23 protein-coding genes and 2 tRNA genes are annotated in these 26,349 nt (G+C 64.2%); 22 read left to right on the top strand and 3 right to left on the bottom strand.

Going from position 1 to position 26,349, the window contains the following annotated elements; translation table 11 throughout:
• Positions 1 to 126: 126 nt before the first annotated feature.
• Positions 127 to 645, bottom strand: a complete 519-nt coding sequence (locus tag ACUTAF_RS17405; protein ID WP_445581140.1) for an outer membrane protein assembly factor BamE — start codon at positions 643 to 645, stop codon at positions 127 to 129.
• Positions 646 to 739: 94 nt separating this feature from the next.
• Between ACUTAF_RS17405 and fur the strand changes: the two genes are divergently transcribed.
• A complete protein-coding gene (fur, locus tag ACUTAF_RS17400) occupies positions 740 to 1,144 on the top strand; it encodes a ferric iron uptake transcriptional regulator (RefSeq protein ID WP_445582467.1) in 405 nt (134 codons plus the stop codon).
• Positions 1,145 to 1,275: 131 nt separating this feature from the next.
• Here the strand turns inward: fur and recN are convergent, their stop codons facing one another.
• On the bottom strand, positions 1,276 to 2,952 hold the full coding sequence (gene recN, locus ACUTAF_RS17395) for a DNA repair protein RecN (RefSeq protein WP_445581139.1): 1,677 nt from the start codon (positions 2,950 to 2,952) through the stop codon (positions 1,276 to 1,278).
• 159 nt (positions 2,953 to 3,111) lie between these two features.
• Between recN and grpE the strand changes: the two genes are divergently transcribed.
• The 8 genes from grpE (at position 3,112) to ACUTAF_RS17355 (ending at position 13,317) form a co-directional block, all read left to right on the top strand.
• Positions 3,112 to 3,681, top strand: a complete 570-nt coding sequence (grpE, locus tag ACUTAF_RS17390; protein ID WP_445581138.1) for a nucleotide exchange factor GrpE — start codon at positions 3,112 to 3,114, stop codon at positions 3,679 to 3,681.
• Between the two features lie 99 nt (positions 3,682 to 3,780).
• Complete coding sequence (dnaK, locus tag ACUTAF_RS17385) at positions 3,781 to 5,697, top strand: molecular chaperone DnaK (protein WP_445581137.1); 1,917 nt, start codon at positions 3,781 to 3,783, stop codon at positions 5,695 to 5,697.
• A gap of 133 nt (positions 5,698 to 5,830) precedes the next feature.
• Positions 5,831 to 6,958, top strand: coding sequence for a molecular chaperone DnaJ (dnaJ, locus tag ACUTAF_RS17380; RefSeq protein WP_445581136.1), 1,128 nt, complete (start codon positions 5,831 to 5,833; stop codon positions 6,956 to 6,958).
• A gap of 47 nt (positions 6,959 to 7,005) precedes the next feature.
• A complete protein-coding gene (gene dapB, locus ACUTAF_RS17375; protein ID WP_445581135.1) occupies positions 7,006 to 7,809 on the top strand; it encodes a 4-hydroxy-tetrahydrodipicolinate reductase in 804 nt (267 codons plus the stop codon).
• A gap of 215 nt (positions 7,810 to 8,024) precedes the next feature.
• On the top strand, positions 8,025 to 9,173 hold the full coding sequence (gene carA, locus ACUTAF_RS17370; RefSeq protein WP_445581134.1) for a glutamine-hydrolyzing carbamoyl-phosphate synthase small subunit: 1,149 nt from the start codon (positions 8,025 to 8,027) through the stop codon (positions 9,171 to 9,173).
• A gap of 31 nt (positions 9,174 to 9,204) precedes the next feature.
• Positions 9,205 to 12,426 (top strand): carbamoyl-phosphate synthase large subunit, encoded by a 3,222-nt coding sequence (carB, locus tag ACUTAF_RS17365; protein ID WP_445581133.1) that lies wholly within the window; start codon positions 9,205 to 9,207, stop codon positions 12,424 to 12,426.
• Positions 12,423 to 12,899 carry a transcription elongation factor GreA gene (gene greA, locus ACUTAF_RS17360; RefSeq protein ID WP_445581132.1) on the top strand — a complete coding sequence of 159 codons (477 nt, stop codon included), beginning with the start codon at positions 12,423 to 12,425 and terminating at the stop codon, positions 12,897 to 12,899. The genes carB and greA overlap by 4 nt, the downstream gene beginning before the upstream one ends.
• A complete protein-coding gene (locus ACUTAF_RS17355) occupies positions 12,877 to 13,317 on the top strand; it encodes a DUF4149 domain-containing protein (protein ID WP_445581131.1) in 441 nt (146 codons plus the stop codon). Before greA ends, ACUTAF_RS17355 begins: the two co-directional genes overlap by 23 nt.
• Before the next feature lie 9 nt (positions 13,318 to 13,326).
• Here the strand turns inward: ACUTAF_RS17355 and yhbY are convergent, their stop codons facing one another.
• On the bottom strand, positions 13,327 to 13,638 hold the full coding sequence (gene yhbY / locus ACUTAF_RS17350) for a ribosome assembly RNA-binding protein YhbY (protein WP_445581130.1): 312 nt from the start codon (positions 13,636 to 13,638) through the stop codon (positions 13,327 to 13,329).
• Positions 13,639 to 13,728: 90 nt separating this feature from the next.
• Here yhbY and rlmE point away from each other — a divergent pair, with 90 nt between their 5' ends.
• The 13 genes from rlmE to truB all read left to right on the top strand — a co-directional run bounded on the left by rlmE (position 13,729) and on the right by truB (position 26,284).
• Positions 13,729 to 14,352: a 23S rRNA (uridine(2552)-2'-O)-methyltransferase RlmE gene (gene rlmE / locus ACUTAF_RS17345; protein WP_445581129.1), complete on the top strand. Its 624-nt coding sequence runs from the start codon at positions 13,729 to 13,731 to the stop codon at positions 14,350 to 14,352.
• A 173-nt stretch (positions 14,353 to 14,525) separates the two neighbouring features.
• Positions 14,526 to 16,439: an ATP-dependent zinc metalloprotease FtsH gene (gene ftsH, locus ACUTAF_RS17340; RefSeq protein ID WP_445582466.1), complete on the top strand. Its 1,914-nt coding sequence runs from the start codon at positions 14,526 to 14,528 to the stop codon at positions 16,437 to 16,439.
• Positions 16,440 to 16,447: 8 nt separating this feature from the next.
• On the top strand, positions 16,448 to 17,299 hold the full coding sequence (gene folP, locus ACUTAF_RS17335; RefSeq protein WP_445581128.1) for a dihydropteroate synthase: 852 nt from the start codon (positions 16,448 to 16,450) through the stop codon (positions 17,297 to 17,299).
• A 13-nt stretch (positions 17,300 to 17,312) separates the two neighbouring features.
• Positions 17,313 to 18,650, top strand: a complete 1,338-nt coding sequence (gene glmM, locus ACUTAF_RS17330; protein WP_445581127.1) for a phosphoglucosamine mutase — start codon at positions 17,313 to 17,315, stop codon at positions 18,648 to 18,650.
• Between the two features lie 65 nt (positions 18,651 to 18,715).
• Positions 18,716 to 19,471, top strand: coding sequence for a triose-phosphate isomerase (gene tpiA, locus ACUTAF_RS17325; RefSeq protein ID WP_445581126.1), 756 nt, complete (start codon positions 18,716 to 18,718; stop codon positions 19,469 to 19,471).
• 3 nt (positions 19,472 to 19,474) lie between these two features.
• Positions 19,475 to 19,852 (top strand): preprotein translocase subunit SecG, encoded by a 378-nt coding sequence (gene secG, locus ACUTAF_RS17320; protein WP_445581125.1) that lies wholly within the window; start codon positions 19,475 to 19,477, stop codon positions 19,850 to 19,852.
• Positions 19,853 to 19,859: 7 nt separating this feature from the next.
• Positions 19,860 to 19,945 (top strand) — tRNA-Leu (locus ACUTAF_RS17315).
• Positions 19,946 to 20,040: 95 nt separating this feature from the next.
• Positions 20,041 to 20,117, top strand: a tRNA-Met gene (locus tag ACUTAF_RS17310).
• A gap of 129 nt (positions 20,118 to 20,246) precedes the next feature.
• A complete protein-coding gene (rimP, locus tag ACUTAF_RS17305) occupies positions 20,247 to 20,705 on the top strand; it encodes a ribosome maturation factor RimP (protein WP_445581124.1) in 459 nt (152 codons plus the stop codon).
• 159 nt (positions 20,706 to 20,864) lie between these two features.
• Positions 20,865 to 22,346 (top strand): transcription termination factor NusA, encoded by a 1,482-nt coding sequence (gene nusA / locus ACUTAF_RS17300; protein WP_445581123.1) that lies wholly within the window; start codon positions 20,865 to 20,867, stop codon positions 22,344 to 22,346.
• 27 nt (positions 22,347 to 22,373) lie between these two features.
• Entirely contained in the window at positions 22,374 to 24,860 is a 2,487-nt protein-coding gene (gene infB / locus ACUTAF_RS17295; RefSeq protein WP_445581122.1) for a translation initiation factor IF-2, read from the top strand.
• Between the two features lie 111 nt (positions 24,861 to 24,971).
• Positions 24,972 to 25,361 carry a 30S ribosome-binding factor RbfA gene (gene rbfA / locus ACUTAF_RS17290; RefSeq protein ID WP_445581121.1) on the top strand — a complete coding sequence of 130 codons (390 nt, stop codon included), beginning with the start codon at positions 24,972 to 24,974 and terminating at the stop codon, positions 25,359 to 25,361.
• A gap of 2 nt (positions 25,362 to 25,363) precedes the next feature.
• A complete protein-coding gene (gene truB / locus ACUTAF_RS17285; protein ID WP_445581120.1) occupies positions 25,364 to 26,284 on the top strand; it encodes a tRNA pseudouridine(55) synthase TruB in 921 nt (306 codons plus the stop codon).
• The last annotated feature ends 65 nt before the right edge of the window (positions 26,285 to 26,349 follow it).

The following is a 26,349-nucleotide window of genomic DNA, read 5'->3' as shown; positions in this document are numbered from 1 at the left end:
GCGCCGCGCACAGAAAAGGGCCGGGAGCCATTTTCAACGTCGCTTGCGACGGCCCGAAGGGAGGCCGCCAGGGATGGCGGGCCACAAAAAAGCCCGGATCGCTCCGGGCTTCTTCATGTCTGGCGGTTACTGCGGATCGGTTTCCAGCGGTTCCGGAGTCGGGACCGGCACGGTTTCCACCTGGTCCACTTCGCGCTGGATCTGTTCCAGCAGCGAACCCGGTGCGGGCGGCGTGTCGTCCTGCTGCTGTGGCTGGGCTTGCGGGGTGGTCGCGCCGCCGTCCTCGCCGAGAATCGCCTGGTCGCGGCTGACGCCGGGCATGAAGTCGCCGGCCAGACCGATTAGTTGATCGTTGCCGTCGAACACCAGGCTGACGCGTTCCTGCAGGCGCTGCGTGCCTCCCGGCTGGATGCTGTAGAGATAGTCCCAGCGGTCTGCATGGAAAGTGTCGGTGAGCAGCGGGTTGCCCATGATAAACCGCACCTGCCGACGGGTCATTCCGGGGCGCAACTGGTCTATCATGTCCTGCGTCACGACATTGCCCTGTTGAATGTCGATCTTGTAAACCCCGGGAAATGAGCAACCGGCGAGTGCGAAGAGCCCGGTCAGCGACAGGCTGGTCAGCAAGAGCTTGGTTTTTTGCATCGGAGGGTGACTTCCACTATCTTGGGCATCTTGGACCCCGGATCATACCCGTATTGACGGGTGCTGCGAAGCGGCACCCATGAGAAAGCAGACCATGGTTGAAAATAGCGAACTGCGCAAAGCTGGACTGAAAGTGACTCTTCCGCGGGTCAAAATCCTGCAGATGCTCGATAACGCCGAGCACCGTCACATGAGCGCCGAGGATGTCTACAAGGCGCTGATGGAGGCCGGTGAAGACGTCGGTCTGGCCACCGTGTATCGCGTGCTGACCCAGTTCGAGGCCGCCGGCCTGGTGGTGCGTCACAACTTCGACGGCGGTCATGCGGTGTTCGAACTGGCCGACAGCGGCCACCACGATCATATGGTCTGCGTGGATTCCGGCGAGGTGATCGAGTTCTTCGATCCGGAGATCGAGAAGCGCCAGAAGGAAATCGTCAGGGAGCACGGCTTCGAGCTGGTCGACCACAACCTGGTGCTCTACGTACGCAAGAAGAGCTGATGCTTGCGCGACGATGAAAAAGGCGACTCTCGGGTCGCCTTTTTCGTTTTTCGGGTTGCTTGGCCCGAAGGAAATCCGGGGGTGCCAGGCAGCGATTTCCCGGATTGCATCCGGGCTACGATTGCGTGGGACTAGGCGGCCTGCGCCTTGCTCACCATCTTGCGCGCATGGGCCAGGGATTCCTTGGTCAGGTCGACGCCGCCGAGCATGCGCGCGATCTCCTCGATGCGACCGTTGTTGTCCAGCTTGCTCACTGCCGTGGACGTAGCGTCCTCGTCGCGGCGCTTGTGCACGAACAGGTGTTGATGACCCTGGGCGGCCACCTGTGGCAAGTGGGTGACGCACAGCACCTGGCCGCGTTCGCCGAGTCGGCGCAGCAGCTGGCCGACCACCTCTGCGGTGGGGCCGCCGATGCCGACGTCGACCTCGTCGAACACCAGGGTCGGTACGCGCGAAGTCTGCGCGGTGATCACCTGGATCGCCAGGCTGATGCGCGACAGCTCGCCACCCGAGGCGACCTTGGCCAGGCTGCGTAGCGGCTGGCCCGGATTGGCGCTGACCAGGAACTCCACCGTTTCCAGGCCATTGGCATGTGGTTCTTCGCTGTCCATGGCCTGCAATTGAATGCTGAAACGCCCGCCTGGCATGCCCAGCGCCTGCATCTCCTGCGCCACGGCAGCGGCCAGGCGCTCGGCGGCTTGGGCGCGCAGGGCGCTGAGCTCTTCGGCCTTTTCCCGATAATGACGCTCGTAAGCGGCCAGCTCTTCGGCGAGGCGCTCACCAGCCTGGTCGTCGGCATTCAGCCCCTCCAGCTCCTCGAACAGCTGCTGCTGCAGGGCGGCCAGTTCGCTGGGCTGGATGCGGTGCTTGCGTGCCAGGGTATAGATGCTGTCCAGGCGCTCCTCGAGATATTGCTGGCGCTCGGGATCGGCGTCGAAGTGGTCGACGAAGCGGTTCAGCTCGCCGACGGCTTCTTCCACTTGGATCTGCGCGCTGGCCAGCAGGTTGCTGGCCTCGCCCAGCGCGCCACCCTGGCCGCCGAAGCCGCCGAGACGATTGAGGCTGGCGGTCAGCGCCGACAGCACGTTGCCGGCATCGCTCTCGCTGCACAGATCCAGCACCTGGCGGCAGGCGGCGAGCAGCGCCTCGGCGTTGCTCAGGGTCTTGTGTTCCTGCTCCAGCTGCTCCAGTTCGTTCTCGCCCAGGGCCAGGTTGTCCAGTTCCTCGAGCTGATAGCTGAGCAGTTGATGGCGGGCGCGCTGCTCGTCGCCCTGGCTGGAAATACGCTGAAGCTCGTTGCGCGTCTGCTTCCAGCGCTGCGCGGCCAGTTGCACCTGGCGCGCCAGCTCCTGGCTGCCGGCATACTCGTCGAGCAGGCGGCGATGGGTATCGGTCTTGAGCAGCGACTGGTGTTCGTGCTGGCTGTGAATATCGATCAGCAGTTCGCCGAGCGCCTTGAGGTCGCCCTGCGGGCAGGGGCTGCCGTTGATGTAGCCGCGCGAGCGGCCCTCGGCGGTGATCACCCGGCGCAGGATGCACGGGCCGTCGCTGTCCAGGTCGCGCTCGGCGAGCCAGGCGCGGGCCTCGGGAATGTCGGTCAGGTCGAAGCTGGCGAGGATGTCCGCCTTGTCCGCACCCGGACGCACCACGCCGCTGTCGGCACGATCGCCCAAGCACAGACCGAGGGCGTCGAGCATGATCGACTTGCCGGCGCCGGTCTCGCCGCTGATGGCGCTCATGCCGCCGTCCAGTTCGAGGTCGAGGTGGTCGACGATGGCGTAGTTGTGAATGGACAGGTGCACCAGCATGGCGAACACTCCCGAATTGATGTCTGTTTATTTATACAGTGTTTTTTCTTTTGCTGGCAATCCTCGCCGTCGCCCCCTTGAAAGCTGGGGAACAGGCTCCATATAGGCGGGCAGGTGCGCGAGTCGAGTTCGCGCCGGTTTATTCGAGAGGAGAGAGGCATGGCTGACGAACAGACCCTGGATACGCAGAACCCCGAGGCGCAGGCGGCTGAGGCCGCGGCGACGGGCGACGACCTGGCTGCTCGCGTGCAAGTGCTGGAAGAGCAACTGGCGGCTGCGCAGGATCAGTCGCTGCGCATGGCTGCCGACCTGCAGAACGTGCGCCGCCGCGCCGAACAGGACGTGGAGAAGGCGCACAAGTTCGCTCTGGAGAAGTTCGCCGGCGACCTGCTGCCGGTGGTCGACAGCCTGGAGCGCGGCCTGGAGCTGTCCAGCCCCGATGACGAGGCGATCAAGGCGGTGCGCGAAGGCATGCAGCTGACCCTCAAGCTGTTCCACGACACCCTGGCGCGCTACCAGTTGGAGGCCATCGATCCGCACGGTGCGCCATTCAATCCGGAGCATCACCAGGCCATGGCCATGGAAGAGAGCGTGCATGCCGAGCCGAACTCGGTGCTCAAGGTGTTCCAGAAGGGCTATCTGCTCAACGGTCGCCTGCTGCGGCCGGCCATGGTCGTGGTGAGCAAGGCGCCGGTAACGCCGCCGCCGTCGATCGACGAGCAGGCTTGAAATCCGCCGCGCCGTCCCCATTTCTGAGTCAAGCGTTTTAGTGCTACCGCCGCCCGAGAAGCGAGGCGACGGGAAATTCAAAGTTTCGGGAGAACATTCATGGGCAAAATCATCGGTATCGACCTGGGGACCACCAACTCCTGCGTCTCCATCCTGGAAAACGGCAACGTCAAGGTGATCGAGAACGCCGAAGGCGCTCGTACCACGCCGTCCATCATCGCCTACGCCAACGATGGCGAGATCCTCGTCGGCCAGTCGGCCAAGCGCCAGGCGGTTACCAACCCGCATAACACCCTGTACGCGGTGAAGCGTCTGATCGGCCGTCGTTTCGACGAAGACGTCGTGCAGAAAGACATCCAGATGGTGCCGTACAAGATCGTCAAGGCCGACAACAACGACGCCTGGGTCGAGGTCAACGGCCAGAAGATGGCGCCGCCGCAGATCAGCGCCGAAGTGCTGAAGAAGATGAAGAAGACCGCCGAGGACTACCTGGGCGAGCCGGTCACCGAAGCCGTCATCACCGTTCCCGCGTATTTCAACGACAGCCAGCGCCAGGCCACCAAGGACGCCGGCCGCATCGCCGGTCTCGACGTCAAGCGCATCATCAACGAGCCGACCGCGGCGGCGCTGGCCTATGGCATGGACAAGGCCAAGGGCGACCACACCGTGATCGTCTATGACCTGGGCGGCGGTACCTTCGACGTGTCGGTGATCGAGATCGCCGAAGTCGACGGCGAGCACCAGTTCGAGGTGCTGGCCACCAACGGCGACACCTTCCTCGGCGGCGAGGACTTCGACATTCGCCTGATCGACTACCTGGTCGATGAGTTCAAGAAAGAAACCGGCATGAACCTCAAGGGCGACCCGCTGGCCATGCAGCGCCTGAAGGAAGCCGCGGAGAAGGCCAAGATCGAGCTGTCCTCCAGCCAGTCGACCGACGTCAACCTGCCGTACATCACTGCCGATGCCACAGGCCCCAAGCACCTCAACGTGAAGATCTCCCGCGCCAAGCTGGAGTCGCTGGTCGAGGACCTGGTGCAGCGCACCATCGAGCCGTGCCGCATCGCCCTGAAGGACGCCGGCATCGACGTCGGCAAGATCCACGACGTGATCCTGGTCGGCGGTCAGACCCGCATGCCGCTGGTGCAGAAAACCGTTGCCGAGTTCTTCGGCAAGGAAGCGCGCAAGGACGTCAACCCGGACGAAGCCGTGGCCATGGGTGCGGCGATCCAGGGCGCGGTACTGGCCGGTGACGTCAAGGACGTGCTGCTGCTGGACGTCTCCCCGCTGACCCTGGGCATCGAGACCATGGGCGGCGTGATGACCGCGCTGATCGAGAAGAACACCACCATCCCGACCAAGAAGTCGCAGGTGTTCTCCACCGCCGACGACAACCAGAGCGCCGTGACCATCCACGTGCTGCAGGGCGAGCGCAAGCAGGCCGCGCAGAACAAGTCGCTGGGCAAGTTCGACCTGGCCGAGATCCCGCCTGCCCCGCGCGGCGTGCCGCAGATCGAGGTGACCTTCGACATCGACGCCAACGGCATCCTGCACGTGTCCGCCAAGGACAAGGCCACCGGCAAGCAGCAGTCCATCGTGATCAAGGCCAACTCCGGCCTGTCCGAGGAAGAGATCGAGCAGATGATCCGCGACGCCGAGGCCAACGCCGAGGAGGATCGCAAGTTCGAGGAGCTGGCCGCTGCGCGCAACCAGGGCGACCAGCTGGTGCACGCCACCCGCAAGATGCTCACCGAGGCTGGCGACAAGGCCACTGCCGACGAGAAGGCGGCCATCGAGAAGGCCATCGGCGATCTGGAAGTCGCGCTCAAGGGCGACGACAAGGCCGCCATCGAAGCCAAGATGAACGCCCTGTCCGAGGCCACCACGCCGCTGGCGCAGAAGATGTACGCCGAGCAGCCGCAGGCCGGCGCTGCCCAGCCGGGTGAAGGCGAAGCCAAGGGTGCTGCCGACGACGTGGTCGACGCCGAGTTCGAAGAGGTCAAGGAGAACAAGTAAGGGCTGCGGTTCGTACGCGAACCGCCCCTGCTTTCGCTCCACCGTCGCTCGCGACGGGCAGGATTCGCCGCGCGGGAGCCCTCTCCCGCGTCGGCGTATCTGGAGCTCACGAATCTGAGAGTGCAGCACGACTATGGCAAAACGAGACTATTACGAAGTCCTGGGTGTGGAGCGCGGCGCCAGCGAGGCCGAGCTGAAGAAGGCCTACCGTCGCCTGGCGATGAAGTACCACCCGGACCGCAACCCGGACGACAAGGGCGCCGAGGAAAAATTCAAGGAGGCCAACGAGGCCTACGAAGTGCTCTCCGACGCCGGCAAGCGCTCGGCCTATGACCAGTACGGTCATGCCGGGGTCGACCCGCAGATGGGCGGCGCTGGCGGTGCCGGTTTCGGTGGCGCCAACTTCTCCGACATCTTCGGCGACGTATTCAGCGACTTCTTTGGCGGCGCCCGCGGTGGATCGCGCGGCGGCGCCCAGCGCGGCTCGGATCTGCGCTACACCCTGGAGCTGGATCTGGAAGAGGCGGTGCGCGGCACCACCGTGACCATTCGCGTGCCGACGCTGGTCGGTTGCAAGACCTGCGATGGCACCGGCGCGAAGAAGGGCACCAGCCCGGTGACCTGTACCACCTGTGGCGGTATCGGCCAGGTGCGCATGCAGCAGGGCTTCTTCTCGGTGCAGCAGACCTGCCCGCGCTGCCACGGCAGCGGCAAGATGATCACCGACCCCTGCGGCAGCTGCCACGGCCAGGGCCGCGTGGAAGAGAGCAAGACCCTGTCGGTCAAGGTGCCGCCGGGCGTCGACACCGGCGATCGCATCCGTCTGTCCGGCGAGGGCGAGGCGGGCTCCCATGGCGGCCCGGCCGGCGACCTCTACGTGGTGGTCAACGTGCGCGAGCACGCGATCTTCCAGCGCGACGGCAAGCACCTGTATTGCGAGGTACCGATCAGCTTCGCCGACGCGGCGCTGGGTGGCGAGCTGGAAGTGCCTACCCTCGACGGCCGGGTCAAGCTGAAGATTCCCGAGGGCACCCAGACCGGCAAGCTGTTCCGTCTGCGTGGCAAGGGCGTGGCGCCGGTGCGCGGCGGTGCGGCGGGCGACCTGATGTGCCGCGTGGCGGTGGAAACCCCGGTCAACCTGAACAAGCGCCAGCGCGAGATGCTCGACGAGTTCCGCAAGTCGCTGCAGGGCGACGATTCCCACTCGCCCAAGGCCAGCGGCTGGTTCGAGGGCGTCAAGCGCTTCTTCGGCGACGTTTAACCCCAAAGCGCTCCGGTGATGCCGGGGCGACAGCTTGGAGCTGATGTATGCAACGTATCGCAGTGATGGGCGCCGCCGGGCGCATGGGCAAGACCCTGATCGAGGCCGTGCGCCAGGCCGAGGGTGCGCAGCTGAGCGCCGCCATCGATCGTGCCGACAGCAGCCTGATCGGCGCCGACGCCGGTGAGCTGGTCGGCCTGGGCAAGATCGGCGTGTCCCTGGTGGGTGATCTGGCGGCGGTGGTCGATGAGTTCGACGTGCTGATCGATTTCACCCATCCCTCGGTGACCCTGAAGAATCTGGGGGTCTGCCGTGCCGCCGGCAAGGCCATGGTCATCGGCACCACCGGCTTCACTCCGGAAGAAAAGCAGCAGCTGAGCGAGGCGGCCAGGCAGATCCCCATCGTCTTCGCCGCCAACTTCAGCGTCGGCGTCAACCTCTGCCTGAAGTTGCTCGATACCGCCGCCCGCGTGCTGGGCGACGAGGTGGATATCGAGATCATCGAGGCGCATCACCGGCACAAGGTCGACGCGCCGTCCGGCACTGCGCTGCGCATGGGCGAGGTAGTGGCCGACGCCCTCGGTCGCGACCTGCAGAAGGTAGCGGTCTACGGTCGCGAAGGCCAGACTGGTGCGCGTGCGCGCGAGACCATCGGTTTCGCCACCGTGCGCGCCGGCGATGTGGTCGGCGATCACACCGTGCTGTTCGCCGCCGATGGCGAGCGGGTGGAGATCACCCACAAGGCCTCCAGCCGCATGACCTTCGCCAAGGGCGCGGTGCGCTCGGCACTGTGGCTGCGCGGGCGCGATGCCGCGCTGTACGACATGCAGGACGTGCTCGGTTTGCGCTGAGGCGGTGGTAGCGAGGCCATATGTCGCATGGTCCTCGTGCGAGGCGGATTGCGGGTGGACCGAAAAGGGCTTTTCCTGTAAGCTTCCCGCTTTAGTGTGTCCACTAAAAGTTACGCAGAAATGGCTCTGATAAAAAAGCGGGATGACCTTCACACGTCATCCCGCTTTTTTACAATCTGCGTTTGCTTCAAGCCTTGATCGAGACGGAGGTCTTCTTGACTAAGCCAGCCCCTAAACCCGCCATTCTGGCCCTCGCTGACGGCAGCATCTTTCGCGGCGAATCCATCGGGGCCGATGGCCAGACCATCGGAGAGGTGGTGTTCAACACCGCCATGACCGGCTATCAGGAAATCCTTACCGATCCTTCCTATGCCCAGCAGATCGTCACCCTGACCTACCCGCATATCGGCAACACCGGCACCACGCCGGAGGACGCCGAGTCCAACCGCGTCTGGGCCGCCGGCCTGATCATCCGCGACCTGCCGCTGATCTCCAGCAACTGGCGCGACAAGCAGCCGCTGGACGAGTACCTGAAAGCCAATGGCACCGTCGCCATCGCCGGCATCGATACCCGTCGCCTGACCCGCATCCTGCGCGAGAAGGGCTCGCAGAACGGCTGCATCCTGGTTGGCGACGACGCCACCGAGGAAAAGGCGCTGGAGCTGGCGCGTAGCTTCCCGGGCCTGAAAGGCATGGATCTGGCCAAGGTGGTCAGCTGCGAGCAGCCTTACGAGTGGCGTTCCAGCGTATGGAACCTGGAAAACGACAGCCACCCGGAGATTCCGGCTGCCGAGCTGCCCTACCACGTGGTCGCCTACGACTACGGCGTCAAGCTGAACATCCTGCGCATGTTGGTGGCGCGTGGCTGCCGCCTGACCGTGGTGCCGGCGCAGACCCCGGCCAAGGACGTGCTGGCGCTCAATCCCGATGGCGTGTTCCTCTCCAACGGCCCCGGTGACCCCGAGCCCTGCGACTACGCCATCGCCGCGATCAAGGAAGTCCTCGAGACCGACATTCCGGTGTTCGGCATCTGCCTCGGCCACCAGTTGCTGGCCCTGGCCTCCGGCGCCAAGACCCTGAAGATGGGTCATGGCCACCACGGCGCCAACCACCCGGTGCAGGATCTCGACACTGGTGTAGTGATGATCACCAGCCAGAACCACGGTTTCGCCGTGGACGAGAACAGCCTGCCGAGCAACCTGCGGCCGATCCACAAGTCGCTGTTCGACGGCACCCTGCAGGGCATCGAGCGCACCGACAAGGACGCCTTCAGCTTCCAGGGCCACCCGGAAGCCAGCCCTGGCCCGCATGACGTGGCCCCGCTGTTCGACCGCTTTATCTCCGCCATGGCGGCCCGTCGCTGATCGCTGAGTCCAGGAATACGAGAGTTACCCCATGCCAAAACGTACAGACATCAAAAGCATCCTGATCCTCGGCGCCGGCCCCATCGTCATCGGCCAGGCCTGCGAGTTCGACTACTCCGGCGCCCAGGCGTGCAAGGCGCTGAAGGAAGAAGGCTTCCGCGTCATCCTGGTGAACTCCAACCCGGCCACCATCATGACCGACCCGGCCATGGCCGACGCCACCTACATCGAGCCGATCAAGTGGGCCACCGTGGCCAAGATCATCGAGAAGGAGCGTCCGGACGCGCTGCTGCCGACCATGGGCGGCCAGACCGCGCTGAACTGCGCCCTGGACCTGGAGCGCCACGGCGTGCTGGAGAAGTTCGGCGTCGAGATGATCGGTGCCAATGCCGACACCATCGACAAGGCCGAAGACCGCTCGCGCTTCGACAAGGCCATGAAAAGCATCGGGCTGGCCTGTCCGCGCTCGGGTATCGCCCACAGCATGGAAGAGGCCTATGGCGTGCTGGAGCAGGTAGGTTTCCCCTGCATCATCCGCCCCAGCTTCACCATGGGTGGCACCGGCGGCGGCATCGCCTACAACCGTGAAGAGTTCGAGGAAATCTGCGCCCGTGGTCTGGATCTGTCGCCGACCAACGAGCTGCTGATCGACGAATCGCTGATCGGCTGGAAGGAATACGAGATGGAGGTGGTCCGCGACAAGAAGGACAACTGCATCATCGTCTGCTCCATCGAGAACTTCGACCCGATGGGCGTGCATACCGGCGACTCGATTACCGTCGCGCCGGCGCAGACCCTGACCGACAAGGAATACCAGATCATGCGCAACGCCTCGCTGGCGGTGCTGCGCGAGATCGGCGTGGAAACCGGCGGCTCCAACGTGCAGTTCGGCATCTGCCCGAACACCGGGCGCATGGTGGTGATCGAGATGAACCCGCGCGTATCGCGCTCCTCGGCGCTGGCTTCCAAGGCAACCGGCTTTCCCATCGCCAAGATCGCCGCCAAGCTGGCTGTCGGTTACACCCTCGACGAGCTCTCCAACGACATCACCGGCGGTCGCACCCCGGCCTCGTTCGAGCCGGCCATCGACTATGTCGTCACCAAGATTCCGCGCTTCGCCTTCGAGAAATTCCCCAAGGCCGACGCCCGTCTGACCACCCAGATGAAGTCCGTGGGTGAAGTCATGGCCATCGGTCGCACCTTCCAGGAGTCCGTGCAGAAAGCCCTGCGTGGCCTGGAAGTCGGTGTTGCCGGCTTCGATCCGAAGCTTGACCTGAATGATCCGGAAGCCGAGAGCACCCTGCGCCGCGAACTGACCGTGCCCAGCGCCGACCGTATCTGGTACGTGGCCGACGCCTTCCGCGCCGGCAAGAGCGTCGCCGAAGTGTTCGAGCTGACCCGCATCGACGAGTGGTTCCTGGTGCAGATCGAAGATCTGGTCAGGGAGGAGGAGAAGGTCAAGACCCTCGGTCTGTCGGCCATCGACTTTGAGCTGATGTTCAAGCTCAAGCGCAAGGGCTTCTCCGACGCGCGCCTGGCCAAGCTGCTGGGTGTATCCGAGAAGAGCCTGCGTGCGCACCGCCACAAGCTCAAGGTACTGCCGGTATACAAGCGCGTGGATACCTGCGCCGCCGAGTTCGCCACCGACACCGCCTACATGTACTCGACCTACGAGGAAGAGTGCGAGGCCGCGCCGTCCCGCCGCGAGAAGATCATGATCCTCGGCGGCGGCCCCAACCGTATCGGCCAGGGCATCGAGTTCGACTACTGCTGCGTGCATGCCGCGCTGGCCATGCGTGAAGACGGTTACGAGACCATCATGGTCAACTGCAACCCGGAAACCGTCTCCACCGATTACGACACCTCCGATCGCCTGTACTTCGAGCCGGTGACCCTGGAAGACGTGCTGGAGATCGTCCGCGTCGAGCAGCCCAAGGGCGTGATCGTGCAGTACGGTGGCCAGACCCCGCTGAAGATCTGCCGTGCCCTGGAAGAGGCCGGCGTGCCTATCATCGGCACCAGTCCCGAGGCCATCGACCGCGCTGAAGACCGCGAGCGCTTCCAGCAGATGGTGCAGCGCCTGAACCTGCGTCAGCCGGCCAATGCCACTGCGCGCAGCGAAGACGAGGCCCTGGCGCTGTCCAAGGGCATCGGCTACCCGATGGTGGTGCGTCCGTCCTACGTCCTGGGCGGCCGGGCGATGGAAATCGTCTACCAGGAAGAAGAGCTCAAGCGCTACATGCGCGAGGCCGTCAAGGTCTCCAACGACAGCCCGGTGCTGCTCGATCGCTTCCTCAACTGCGCCATCGAGGTGGACGTGGATGCGGTGTGCGACGGCGAGACCGTGGTGATCGGCGCGATCATGCAGCACATCGAACAGGCCGGCGTGCACTCCGGTGACTCCGCCTGCTCGCTGCCGCCATACTCGCTGCCGGCACACATCCAGGACGAGATCCGCGATCAGGTCAAGAAGATGGCCCTGGAGCTCGGCGTGGTCGGCCTGATGAACGTGCAGATGGCCGTGCAGGGCGAGGACATCTACGTCATCGAGGTCAACCCGCGCGCCTCGCGTACCGTGCCGTTCGTCTCCAAGTGCGTCGGTGAATCGCTGGCCAAGGTGGCGGCGCGCGTCATGGCCGGCAAGACCCTGGCCGAAGTGGGCTACACCAAGGAAATCATCCCGCCGTTCTTCAGCGTCAAGGAAGCGGTGTTCCCCTTCGCCAAGTTCCCGGGCGTCGACCCCATCCTCGGTCCGGAGATGAAGTCCACCGGTGAGGTGATGGGCGTCGGTGACAGCTTCGGCGAAGCCTTCGCCAAGGCTCAGGTCGGTGCCAGCGAGATCCTGCCGAACGCAGGCGTCGCCTTCATCAGCGTGCGCGAGGATGACAAGGAGCAGGCGGTAGAGGTCGCGCGCGACCTGGTCGGCCTCGGCTTCGAGGTGGTCGCCACCGCCGGTACCGCCAAGGTGATCGAGGCTGCCGGCCTGCCGGTGCGCCGGGTGAACAAGGTGACCGAGGGTCGTCCGCACGTGGTCGACATGATCAAGAACGACGAAGTCACCCTGATCATCAATACCACCGAGGGGCGTCAGTCCATCGCTGACTCCTACTCGATCCGTCGTAACGCCCTGCAGCACAAGATCTACTGCACCACCACCATCGCGGCTGGTCAGGCGGTCTGTGAGGCGCTCAAGTTCGGTCCCGAGAAGACCGTGCGCCGGCTGCAGGATCTGCATGCAGGAATCAAGGCATGAACAAGTACCCCATGACCGTCCAGGGCGCTCGCGCCCTGGAAGAGGAGCTGGCGCACCTGACCAAGGTGCGTCGTCCGGCCCTGAGCCAGGCGATCGCCGAGGCCCGTGAGCTGGGTGACCTCAAGGAAAATGCCGAATACCACGCCGCCCGCGAGGAGCAGGGTATGGTCGAGGCGCGTGTGCGTGATATCGAGGGGCGTCTGCAGAACGCGGTGATCATCGATGTCACCAGCATCGCTCACACCGGCAAGGTGATCTTCGGCACCACCGTGGAAATCGCCAATGTCGAGACCGACGAGAGCGTGACCTACCAGATCGTCGGCGAGGACGAAGCCGACATCAAGCAGGGCAAGATCTCCGTCGGTTCGCCCATCGCCCGCGCCCTGGTCGGCAAGGACGAAGGCGACGTGGTGACGGTGCAGACGCCCAGCGGCCTGATCGAGTACGAGATTGTCGAAGTCCGCCACATTTAAGCCTCAACAGTCGTCTCGGGCCGCAGCCGTCAGTTGGCAGCTGGCCCAGACCCTCTGGGTCGGCGGCTTGTGGTTGCTGCAGTTCGTCGTTCTACCGGCCATCGACCAGCTCGGTCTGGCGCCGCTGCTGGTGCAGGAAATATCGGCGCGGCTGGTGCCGTTGCTGGTCGGCCTGGCGGCAGTGGGGGTTGCACTGCAGACGTTCGCCTTGCTGCGCAGTGAAGGGCTATCGAGCCTGCTGCGGGATATGCGCGGGCAATTGCTGTTGACCGTGGCGGTCATGGCCCTGAGCTATTTCGGGGTGCGCTACCAATGGCCCGATGCCGAGTACTGGCTACGCTTCAGCTACCTGGTGATGGCCTTCTGCGGGCTGCTGCTGGTGCTGCAGCCCGTGCCGGGGCAAGTGCGCGGGGCTTGATATCGCGCCTCAACCCTGGTGGCGAATCACGTTGGACAGGTTGCGGTTCGGCTTGGGGTTCTTGCGATAGAGCAGGGCCATCTTGCCGATCACCTGCACCAGCTCGGCGCGGCCGCTCTGGCACAACGCTTCGATGGCGGCCAGGCGGTCTTCGCGCTCCGCGACGCGCAGCTGGACCTTGATCAGTTCGTGATCGCCGAGCGCGCGCTCCAGTTCGGCCAGCACGCCCTCGGTCAAACCATTGTCGGCCACGATCAATACGGGTTTCAGGTGGTGGCCGATAGATTTGAATTGTTTCTTCTGCTCTTGAGTGAGCGGCATAATCGTTAGTACCTAATTCGGTCTGGAAAACGGCGCCTATCTTACCCGAGCTGGCGCGGTTATTCATGGCCCGTTGAGTTCGAGGTTTCAGTGGCACGTTCCAAGACCAGCCAGCGTTGGCTGAAAGAACATTTCGACGACCCCTACGTGAAGATGGCGCAGAAGGACGGCTATCGTTCGCGCGCCAGCTACAAGCTGCTGGAAATCCAGGAGAAAGACCGCATCCTGCGTCCGGGCATGACCGTGGTCGACCTCGGTGCGGCGCCGGGCGGATGGTCGCAGGTGACCAGTCGGGTGATCGGCGACAAGGGTCGGCTGATCGCTTCGGACATTCTCGAGATGGACAGCATCCCGGATGTCACCTTTATCCAGGGCGACTTCACCGACGATGCCGTGTTCGCCCAGATCCTCCAGGCCATCGGGGAAAATCCGGTCGACCTTGTGATTTCCGATATGGCCCCCAATATGAGTGGAGTAAGAGCGGCTGATCAGCCGCGTGCCATGTATTTGTGCGAGTTGGCTCTGGATCTGGCTGGGCGCGTGCTGCGTCCGGGCGGCGACTTTCTGATCAAGATTTTCCAGGGCGAAGGCTTCGACCTCTATCACAGGCAGGTGCGCGAGGCGTTCGACAAGGTGCAGATGCGCAAGCCGCTGTCGTCGCGTGATCGTTCCCGCGAGCAGTATCTGCTGGCGCGCGGATTTCGCGGGGTTTGACGTGCAGGCGACCCCCGTCGCAGGGTATTCGGCAGCCGAGGTCTCATAAAGGGTTACAGACGGTGCCTGCCAGATGCGGGCGTTTGGTGTAAGTTAGGTCGGTATATCACTGGTCGTCATGGGAAGCCCGCTTCGCCACGAGGCCTGCTTCAGAGGGTAGCTAATTGAACGACATGGCAAAGAACCTGATCCTGTGGCTGATCATCGCGGCCGTACTGGTCACCGTGATGAACAACTTCTCCAGTCCGAGCGAGCCGCAGACCCTGAGCTACTCGCAGTTCATCGAGCAGGTCAAGGAAGGGCGCGTCGAGCGCGTCACCGTCGACGGTTACGTGATCACCGGCAAGCGCATCGATGGCGAGGGCTTCAAGACCATTCGTCCGGCGATCCAGGACGGCGGCCTGATCGGCGATCTGATCGACAACAACGTGGTCATCGAAGGCAAGCAGCCCGAGCAGCAGAGCATCTGGACTCAACTGCTGGTGGCCAGCTTTCCGATCCTGGTGATCATCGCCGTGTTCATGTTCTTCATGCGCCAGATGCAGGGCGGCGCCGGCGGCAAGGGCGGGCCGATGAGCTTCGGCAAGTCCAAGGCGCGCCTGCTTTCCGAAGACCAGGTCAAGACCACCTTCGCCGACGTCGCCGGTTGCGACGAGGCCAAGGAAGAAGTCAGCGAGCTGGTCGAATTCCTGCGCGATCCGGGCAAGTTCCAGCGCCTCGGCGGGCGCATCCCGCGCGGCGTACTGATGGTCGGCTCGCCGGGTACCGGTAAGACGCTGTTGGCCAAGGCGGTGGCCGGTGAGGCCAAGGTGCCGTTCTTCACCATCTCCGGTTCCGATTTCGTCGAGATGTTCGTCGGCGTCGGCGCCAGCCGTGTGCGCGACATGTTCGACCAGGCCAAGAAGCACGCACCCTGCATCATCTTCATCGACGAGATCGACGCCGTCGGTCGCCATCGTGGCGCCGGCATGGGCGGCGGTCACGACGAGCGCGAGCAGACCCTCAACCAGTTGCTGGTGGAGATGGACGGCTTCGAGATGAACGACGGCATCATCGTCATCGCCGCCACCAACCGTCCCGATGTGCTCGACCCGGCGCTGCTGCGTCCCGGTCGCTTCGATCGTCAGGTGGTGGTCGGCCTGCCGGATATCCGCGGTCGGGAACAGATTCTGAAAGTGCATATGCGCAAGGTGCCGATGAGCGACGACGTGCAGCCGGCGGTGATCGCCCGTGGCACGCCAGGCTTCTCCGGTGCCGACCTGGCCAACCTGGTCAACGAGGCTTCGCTGTTCGCTGCCCGTGCCGGCAAGCGACTGGTGGAAATGAAGGAGTTCGAGCTGGCCAAGGACAAGATCATGATGGGTGCGGAGCGCAAGACCATGGTCATGTCCGACAAGGAGAAGCTCAACACCGCCTACCACGAGGCCGGCCACGCCATCGTCGGGCGCCTGGTGCCCGAACACGACCCGGTCTACAAGGTGTCGATCATCCCGCGCGGCCGCGCCCTGGGCGTGACCATGTTCCTGCCGGAAGAGGACCGCTACAGCCTCTCCAAGCGCGCCCTGGTCAGCCAGATCTGCTCGCTGTTCGGCGGCCGTATCGCCGAGGAAATGACCTTGGGCTTCGATGGCGTCACCACCGGTGCCTCCAACGACATCATGCGTGCCACGCAGATCGCGCGGAACATGGTGACCAAGTGGGGCCTGTCCGAGAAGCTGGGGCCGCTGATGTACGCGGAGGAGGAGGGCGAGGTCTTCCTCGGTCGCAGCATGGGTAGCCAGCACAGTAACGTGTCCGGTGAGACCGCCAAGCTGATCGACCAGGAAGTGCGCAGCATCATCGACGACTGTTACGCCACCGCCAAGCAACTGCTGGCGGACAATCGCGACAAGCTCGACGCCATGGCCGAAGCGCTGATGAAGTACGAGACCATCGATGCCGAGCAGATCGACGACATCATGAGCGGTCGTGATCCCCGCGAGCCGCGCGGTTGGGATGGCGGCGGTGACTCCGGTGCGCCGCAGGTCAAGGTCGACGAGGCCGATCGTCCCGAGAAGCCCATCGGCGGGCCGGCGGCCGAGCACTAAGGTCACCTATGTCTCTCGCGCAATACCCGAGCCGGCTGCCTTGTGGCGGCCGGCTTCTCGATCTGTCCCGTCCGCAGGTGATGGGCATCCTCAATGTCACTCCCGATTCCTTCTCCGACGGCGGCCGCTTCACCGCGCGCGATGCCGCGCTGCGTCATGCCGAGGCCATGGTCGCGGCCGGCGCCACGCTGATCGACGTCGGTGGCGAGTCGACCCGTCCCGGTGCGCGAGCGGTCTCGCCGACCGAGGAGCTGGAGCGCGTGGCTCCGGTGGTCGAGGCCATCGCCCGCGAGCTGGACGTGATCATCTCGGTGGATACCTCGACGCCGGCGGTGATGCGCGAATCGGCGCGGCTCGGTGCGGGGCTGATCAACGACGTCCGTTCGTTGCAGCGCGACGGTGCGCTGGACGCCGCCGCCGACAGCGGTCTGCCGGTGTGTCTGATGCATATGCGCGGCGAACCGGGCAGCATGCAGGACAACCCGCAGTACCCGGACATTCTCGTCGAGGTGCATGATTTCCTGGTCGAGCGGATGGCCGCCTGCGCCTCGGCCGGTATCGCCGCCGAGCGGATCGTGCTCGATCCGGGCTTTGGTTTTGCCAAGACCCTGGAGCACAATCTGCTTCTGTTCCGGCGCATGGCCGAGCTCGCCGCTCTGGGCCGCCCGCTGCTGGTGGGGGTGTCGCGCAAGAGCATGATCGGCAAGGTGCTCGGCCACGAAGTGGGCGAGCGGCTGTATGGCAGCCTGGCCCTGGCGGCTCTGGCATTGACCAAGGGCGCGCATATTCTGCGTGTGCACGACGTCGCCGAAACGGTGGACGTGGTACGCATGATCGCTGCGGTGGAAGCGGCGCAATAACTAGGAAAGCGGTATGGCTAGAAAGTACTTCGGCACCGATGGCATTCGTGGCCGCGTCGGGCAGTTCCCCATCACTCCGGATTTCATGCTCAAGCTCGGCTGGGCGGCGGGCATGGCCTTCCGCAAGCAGGGCAAGTGCCGCATTCTGATCGGCAAGGACACGCGGATCTCCGGCTACATGTTCGAGTCGGCCCTGGAAGCCGGTCTGGCGGCTGCCGGTGCCGACGTGCAACTGCTCGGACCGATGCCGACGCCGGCGATCGCCTACCTGACCCGCACCTTCCAGGCCGATGCCGGCATCGTCATCAGCGCCTCGCACAACCCGCACGACGACAACGGCATCAAGTTCTTCTCCCGCGAAGGCACCAAGCTGCCGGACGATGTGGAGCTGATGATCGAGGAGTTACTCGACCAGCCGATGACCGTGGTGGAATCCGCCGGGATCGGCAAGGCTTCGCGAATCAACGATGCCTCGGGGCGTTATATCGAGTTCTGCAAGAGCAGCGTGCCCGGCGGCACCAGCTTCAAGGGTCTGAAGCTGGTAGTCGACTGCGCCCACGGCGCCGCCTACAAGGTCGCGCCCAGCGTGTTCCGCGAGCTGGGCGCCGAGGTTCGGGTGATGGCGGCGCAGCCGGACGGCCTGAACATCAACGACGGTTGCGGCTCGACCCATATCGCGGCACTGCAGGCTGAAGTGGTCGCGCAGCAGGCCGATCTGGGCATCGCCTTCGACGGCGATGCCGACCGGGTGCTGATGGTCGATCAGTACGGTGCGGTGGTCGACGGCGACGAGCTGCTGTTCATCATCGCCCGAGATCTGCAGGAGCGGGGCTGTCTGCGCGGTGGTGTGGTCGGCACCCTGATGAGCAATCTGGGGCTGGAGCTGGCGCTGGCCGAGCTGAATATCCCCTTCGTGCGTGCCAAGGTGGGCGATCGCTACGTGATCGCCGAGCTGCTGGCGCGCAACTGGCAGCTGGGCGGGGAGAATTCCGGTCATCTGGTGTGTTTCCAGCACACCACCACGGGTGACGCGATCATCGCCGCGTTGCAGGTGCTGATGGCGCTCAAGCGTCGCGAGCAGACGCTGGCCGAGGCGCGTGGCGGGCTGAAGAAGTGCCCGCAGGTGCTGGTCAACGTGCGTCTGGATGGCGATGTCGATCCGCTCGAGCATCCTTCCGTGCAGGAGGCCTGCAAGCGGGTGACCGAGAGCATGTCCGGGCGCGGTCGCGTGCTGCTGCGCAAGTCGGGCACCGAGCCGTTGGTGCGGGTGATGGTCGAGGGCGACGAGGAAGCCTCGGTGCGTGGCTATGCCGATGAATTAGCTAAGATTGTCGCCGAAGTCTGTGCTTGATTGAGCTTGCTACCGGGGATGCTCTTGGGTAACATCTGCGCCCTCTTTGATCGACGAGGTAAACCATGCGTCGCCCCTTGGTCGCCGGTAACTGGAAAATGCACGGTACCCGCGCCAGCGTCGCAGAGCTGATCGAAGGGCTTCGCCAGCTGGAGCTTCCGGCTGATGTCGAGGTTGCGGTATTTCCCGGCAGTCTGCATATCGCTCAAGTCGTTGCCGGCCTTGCTGGTGGTGCTGTAAGGGTGGGTGCTCAGAGCTGCGCGGTACAGGCAGAGCAGGGCGCTTTGACCGGCGAGGTGGCGACGAGCCAGCTGGTCGATGCGGGATGCGAGTTGGTACTGGTCGGGCATTCCGAGCGGCGCCTGATCCTGGGCGAAAGCGACGAGGCGGTGACTCGCAAGTTCGCCGCCGCGCAAGTCGCTGGTCTGGTGCCGGTGCTCTGTCTCGGTGAGACGCGTGAGCAGCGCGAGGCGGGGGAGACGCTCGAAGTGGTGGGTGGTCAGTTGGCCGCCGTGCTTGACGCCCTGGGTGTCGAGTCGCTGGCAGCGGCTGTCGTGGCTTACGAGCCGGTCTGGGCGATAGGTACCGGGCTGACCGCAACGCCCGAGCAGGCCCAGGAGGTCCACGCGGCAATCCGCGCGCAGGTCGCGCAGGCGGATGCCGAGGTGGCGAAAGGCCTGAGAATTCTATATGGCGGCAGTGTGAAGGCCGCCGGCGCAGCCGAGTTGTTCGGCATGCAGGATATCGATGGGGGGCTTGTCGGTGGAGCCTCTCTGAATGCGGATGAATTCGGTGCGATCTGTCGCGCTGCGGGAAACTGAAGAATGCTGGAAACAGTCATAGTGGTTCTGCACCTGCTGGGTGCGATCGGTGTGGTAGTGCTGGTGCTGTTGCAGCAGGGCAAGGGTGCCGATGCCGGTGCTTCTTTTGGTTCGGGTGCCTCGGCAACCGTATTCGGAAGCCAAGGTTCCGCTACCTTTCTGAGTAAAGTTACTGCTATACTCGCCACCGGTTTTTTCATTACCAGCTTGGGCTTAGCGTTCTTTGCTAAGGAAAAGGCTGATGCACTGACCCAGGTTGGTCTGCCAGATCCAGCGGTTCTGGAAGTCCAACAAAAGCCGGCAGCTGAAGATGTGCCGGTGCTCGAAGAGCAAGCTCCAGCCGGCGATGCGTCGGACGTGCCGGAGGCTCCAGAGCAGTAACAGTTTTGCCGAGGTGGTGGAATTGGTAGACACGCTACCTTGAGGTGGTAGTGGCCATAGGCTGTAGGGGTTCGAGTCCCCTCCTCGGTACCATACTCAAGAAGGCCCGCTGTTCGCGGGCTTTCTTGTTGCTGGAGTCTCGGTTGACCCTCGCAGGGGGTGGCCGTATAATTTTGGCCCAGCTTTGACGCGGGGTGGAGCAGTCTGGTAGCTCGTCGGGCTCATAACCCGAAGGTCGTAGGTTCAAATCCTGCCCCCGCAACCAGTTTCAGCAGGCCCCTTTTCAGGGGCTTTTTGTTAGCTGAAAGACAGTGTCCGCCAGCATTGCAGGCGGTTCGAAGGGATGGGCGTTTCGCCCATTTTTTATTTGCACAGCATGCGCGAGGGCCGTTAAGTGTCGAGCAAGCTAGAACAGTTGCAGGCCTTGTTGGCCCCGGTGATCGAAGCACTCGGTTATCAGTGTTGGGGCATCGAGTTCCTGTCGCAGGGGCGTCATTCGCTGCTGCGCGTCTATATCGACAAGGAGGGCGGCATCCTGATCGACGATTGCGAGATCGTCAGCCGTCAGCTCAGCGGTGTACTGGACGTCGAGGACCCCATTACCTCGGAGTACACGCTGGAAGTGTCTTCGCCCGGCATGGACCGACCGTTGTTCACGCTGGAGCAGTTCGCCGCGCATGTCGGCGAGCAGGTGAAGATCAAGCTGCGCTCGCCCTTCGAGGGGCGACGCAATTTTCAGGGCCTCCTCCGCGGCGTGGAGGAGCAGGACGTGGTGGTTCAGGTGGATGACCACGAATACCTGTTGCCGATCGATCTGATCGACAAGGCCAATATCATCCCCCGATTTGATTGAGGCGCGGGTTCCGCGTGCCAGGCGCTTGCCGCGAGTGTGGTGTGGCGGCGCAACCGGCGCGGGTCACGCACAAGGCGCGGATGGCGCGCGTGTGGCGCGGACTGCGCAGATATGGCGCGATAGCGCGGATCCAATGGATTGCGAAAGGCGAGGCGTACGATGAGCAAAGAAGTACTGCTAGTTGTTGAGTCGGTCTCCAACGAGAAAGGTGTACCGGCCGGCGTGATTTTCGAGGCGCTGGAGCTGGCTCTGGCGACTGCCACCAAGAAGCGTTTTGAGGACGAAGTCGATCTGCGCGTGTCGATCAACCGACACAACGGCAGCTACGAAACCTTCCGTCGCTGGACCGTGGTCGACGAGTCCGAGTTCGAGGACCCGGCCTACCAGGTGACCGAGGACATGCCGCGGGCCGTCGAGGCCAATGCCAAGATCGGTGACGTGCTGGAAGAGAAGGTAGAATCCATCGAGTTCGGTCGTATCGCCGCGCAGACCGCCAAGCAGGTCATCGTGCAGAAGGTTCGCGAGGCCGAGCGCGCGCAGGTGGTCGATGCCTATCGCGAGCGTTTGGGCGAGATCATCTCCGGCACCGTGAAGAAGGTCACCCGCGACAACGTCATCGTCGACCTGGGCAACAATGCCGAGGCGCTGTTGGCGCGCGAAGACATCATCCCGCGCGAAACCTTCCGTGTCGGCGTGCGCCTGCGTGCGCTGCTCAAGGAAATTCGCACCGAGAACCGTGGCCCGCAGCTGATCCTGTCGCGTACCGCGCCGGAAATGCTGATCGAACTGTTCCGCATCGAGGTGCCGGAGATCGCCGAAGGGCTGATCGACGTCAAGGCCGCCTCGCGCGACCCGGGCTCGCGGGCCAAGATCGCCGTACGCTCCAAGGACAAGCGCATCGATCCGCAGGGTGCCTGCATCGGCATGCGTGGTTCGCGCGTGCAGGCGGTTTCCGGTGAGCTGGGCGGCGAGCGCGTGGACATCGTGCTGTGGGACGACAACCCGGCGCAGTTCGTGATCAACGCCATGTCGCCGGCCGAAGTGGCGGCGATCATCGTCGACGAAGACGCCCATGCCATGGACATTGCCGTCGCCGAGGACAACCTGGCCCAGGCCATCGGTCGCGGTGGTCAGAACGTGCGTCTGGCCAGCCAACTGACCGGCTGGACGCTCAACGTGATGACCGAGGCGGACATCCAGGCCAAGCAGCAGGCGGAAACCGGCGACATCATGCAGTCCTTCATCGACGAGCTGGAAGTCGATGAAGAACTGGCTCAAGTCCTGGTCGAAGAGGGTTTCACCAGTCTCGAAGAGATTGCCTACGTACCCATGGAAGAAATGCTCAGCATCGATGGCTTCGACGAGGAGATCGTCAACGAGCTGCGTGCACGGGCCAAGGATCGTCTGCTGACCAAGGCGATCGCCAACGAGGAGAAGTTGGCCGATGCCCATCCGGCAGATGATCTGCTGGAACTGGAAGGCATGGACAAGGCGCTGGCCCTGGAGCTGGCGCTGCGCGGCGTGATTACCCGTGAAGACCTGGCCGAGCAGTCGATCGACGACCTGCTCGACATCGACGGCATCGACGAAGAACGTGCCGGCAAGCTGATCATGGCCGCTCGAGCCCATTGGTTCGAATAAGCGGTTGCGGCCTGAGGAGAAAGATGCATGACGCAAGTCACGGTGAAAGAACTGGCCCAAGTGGTCGACACACCGGTGGAGCGCCTGCTGCAGCAGATGCGTGAGGCCGGGCTGTCCCACGACAGCGCCGAACAAGTAGTGACCGATAGCGAGAAGCAGGCCCTGTTGGCCCATCTCAAGAGCAGTCACGGCGACAAGGTCGAAGAGCCGCGCAAGATCACCTTGCAGCGCAAGACCACCAGCACCCTGCGGGTAGCCGGCAGCAAGACCATCAGCGTGGAAGTGCGCAAGAAGAAGACCTTCGTCAAGCGCAGTCCGGAAGAGCTGGAAGCCGAGAAGCAGCGCGAGCTCGAGGCCCAGCGCGCCGAGGCCGAGGCCGCGCGCCTGAAGGCCGAGGAAGAAGCCAAGCGCAAGGCCGAGGAAGAGGCCAAGCGGCAGGCTGCCACGGCCCCGGCGGCGGTTGACGGCGTTGCCGCGCCGGTCGCGCCGGTCAGCGAGCCGGTAGCGGCTGCTGCCGTGGTCGACGCCGAGCGCAAGAAGGAAGAAGTGCGCCGCCCCGAGAAGGCGCGCACCGATGACGACGAGCGTCGCGACCGCAAGCATGCCCAGCACCGCCCGACCCTCAAGGAGAAGGCGCCGGCCCCGCGCGTGGCGCCGCGCAGCGTCGACGAGGAAAGCGACGGCTTCCGTCGCGGCGGCCGTGGCAAGGCCAAGATGAAGAAGCGCAACCAGCACGGCTTCCAGGCTCCGGCGGGCCCGGTGGTCCGCGATGTGTCCATCGGCGAGACCATCACCGTGGCCGATCTGGCCCAGCAGATGTCGATCAAGGCCGCGGAAGTCATCAAGTTCATGTTCAAGATGGGCACTCCGGTGACCATCAACCAGGTGCTGGATCAGGAAACTGCCCAGCTGATCGCCGAAGAGTTCGGTCACAAGGTCAAGCTGGTCAGCGACAACGTCCTGGAAGAACAACTGGCCGAGTCGCTGAAGTTCGAAGGCGAGGCGGTTTCCCGTGCGCCGGTGGTGACCGTGATGGGCCACGTCGACCACGGCAAGACCTCGCTGCTCGACTACATCCGTCGTGCCAAGGTGGCGTCCGGCGAGGCCGGTGGCATCACCCAGCACATCGGTGCCTACCACGTGGAAACCGATCGCGGCATGATCACCTTCCTCGATACCCCCGGCCACGCCGCGTTCACTGCGATGCGTGCCCGTGGCGCTCAGGCCACCGACATCGTCATCCTGGTGGTGGCGGCGGACGACGGCGTGATGCCGCAGACCCAGGAGGCCGTGCAGCACGCGAAAGCGGCCGGCGTACCGATCGTGGTTGCGGTGAACAAGATGGACAAGCCGGACGCCAATCCGGACAACATCAAGAACGGCCTGGCTGCGCTGGACGTGATTCCGGAAGAGTGGGGCGGCGACGCGCCGTTCGTGCCGGTTTCCGCCAAGGCCGGTACCGGTATCGACGAGCTGCTCGAGGCCGTGCTGCTGCAGGCCGAGGTGCTGGAACTGACGGCCACGCCGTCGGCTCCGGGCCGTGGTGTGGTGGTCGAATCGCGCCTGGACAAGGGCCGCGGTCCGGTGGCCACGGTGCTGGTACAGGACGGCACCCTGCGTCAGGGCGACATGGTCCTGGTCGGCGTCAACTATGGCCGCGTGCGCGCCATGCTCGACGAGAACGGCAAGCCGATCAAGGAAGCCGGCCCGGCCATTCCGGTCGAGATACTTGGCCTGGACGGCACCCCGGATGCCGGTGACGAGATGATGGTCGTGGCCGACGAGAAGAAGGCCCGCGAGGTCGCGCTGTTCCGTCAGGGCAAGTTCCGCGAGGTCAAGCTGGCTCGCGCCCACGCCGGCAAGCTGGAAAACATCTTCGAGAGCATGGGCCAGGAAGAGAAGAAGACCCTCAACATCGTCCTCAAGGCCGACGTGCGGGGTTCTCTGGAGGCTCTGCAGGGCTCGCTCAGCACCCTGGGCAACGACGAAGTGCAGGTACGCGTGGTCGGCGGCGGCGTCGGTGGTATCACCGAGTCCGATGCCAACCTGGCATTGGCCTCGAATGCCGTGCTGTTCGGCTTCAACGTCCGTGCCGATGCCGGTGCGCGCAAGATCGTCGAGGCCGAGGGCCTGGACATGCGCTACTACAACGTCATCTACGACATCATCGAGGACGTCAAGAAGGCGCTCACCGGTATGCTCGGCAGCGACGTGCGGGAGAACATCCTGGGCATCGCCGAAGTGCGTGACGTGTTCCGTTCGCCGAAGTTCGGCGCCGTTGCCGGTTGCATGGTCGTGGAAGGCACCGTCTTCCGTAACCGTCCGATCCGCGTACTGCGCGAGGACGTGGTGATCTTCGAAGGCGAGCTGGAGTCGCTGCGTCGCTTCAAGGACGACGTCGCCGAAGTGCGTAACGGCATGGAGTGCGGTATCGGCGTGAAGAGCTACAACGACGTCAAGGTCGGCGACAAGATCGAGGTGTTCGAGAAGGTCCAGGTGGCGCGCAGCCTGTAAGCGCAACGCCGCGATCCCGCAACGCCCGGCCCCGCTTTCGCGCGGCCGGGCGTTTGCCGCTTATACGTCCGCCGCCCAGCGGGGCGGCGGTCGAAGGAAAGGTAAGTAGAAATGGCCAAAGACTACAGCCGTACCCAGCGTATCGGCGACCAGATGCAGCGCGAACTGGCGCTGATGATCCAGCGCGAGATCAAGGATCCGCGTCTGGGCCTGGTGACCATCACTGCGGTGGACGTCAGCCGCGACCTGTCACACGCCAAGGTGTTCATCACCGTGATGGGCATGGATGACGATCCCGAGCAGATCAAGCTCAACCTGGAGATCCTCGCCGAGGCCGCAGGCTACCTGCGCATGCTGCTCGGCAAGTCGATGAAGGTGCGCACCATCCCGCAGTTGCACTTCCAGTACGACGCCAGCATTCGTCGCGGCGCCGAGCTGTCGGCGCTGATCGAGCGCGCGGTGGCGGAAGACCGCAAGCACCAGGACGGCAGCGAGGAATAAGCGTGGCGCAGGTCAAACGTATAAGGCGCAAGGTCGACGGCATCATCCTGCTGGACAAGCCGCGCGGCTTCACCTCCAACGGCGCGCTGCAGAAGGTGCGCTGGCTGCTCAACGCGGAGAAGGCCGGTCACACCGGCAGCCTCGACCCGCTGGCCACCGGCGTGCTGCCGCTGTGTTTCGGCGAGGCGACCAAGTTCTCCCAGTATCTGCTCGATGCCGACAAAGGCTACGAGACCCTGGCCCAACTCGGCGTCACCACCACCACCGGCGACGCCGAAGGCGAGGTGCTGGAACGTCGTCCAGTGACCGTTGGTCGCGCCGAAATAGAGGCGTTGTTGCCGCGTTTTCGTGGAGAAATCAAGCAGATACCGCCGATGTACTCGGCCCTGAAAAAGGACGGGCAGCCACTCTACAAGCTGGCTCGTGCCGGTGAGGTAGTGGAGCGCGAGGCGCGTTCTGTTACTATTGCGCGCCTGGAATTGCTGGCCTGCGAAGGCGAGCAGGCCCGCCTGGCAGTGGATTGCAGCAAGGGCACCTATATCCGCACGCTGGTCGAGGATCTCGGCCAGCTGCTCGGCTGCGGCGCGCATGTCGCCGAACTGCGCCGGACCAAGGCCGGGCCGTTCGACCTGGCGCGCACCGTGACCCTGGAAGAGCTGGAGGCGGCGCATGCCGAAGGCGGCAGCGAGGCGCTCGATCGCTTCCTGCAGCCGGTCGACAGTGGCCTGCAGGACTGGCCGCTGCTGCAGTTCTCCGAGCACAGCGCGTTCTACTGGCTGCAGGGGCAGCCGGTGCGTGCACCGGAAGCGCCGAAGTTCGGCATGGTCCGGGTGCAGGATCACAACGGCCGCTTCATCGGTATCGGTGAAGTGAGTGACGACGGGCGCATCGCCCCGCGTCGACTGATTTACACCGGCGCGTAGCGCCCGGTGGAGACACGGGCGCCAAGGCCCTGATTGGTTTATACCGACGCGCAGCGTCGAACGGT

The sequence above is a fragment of the Pseudomonas sp. SP16.1 genome, assembly GCF_052682975.1.
The sequence above is the reverse complement of the archived record's forward strand: the minus strand, read 5'-3'. Positions and strand labels throughout refer to the sequence as shown.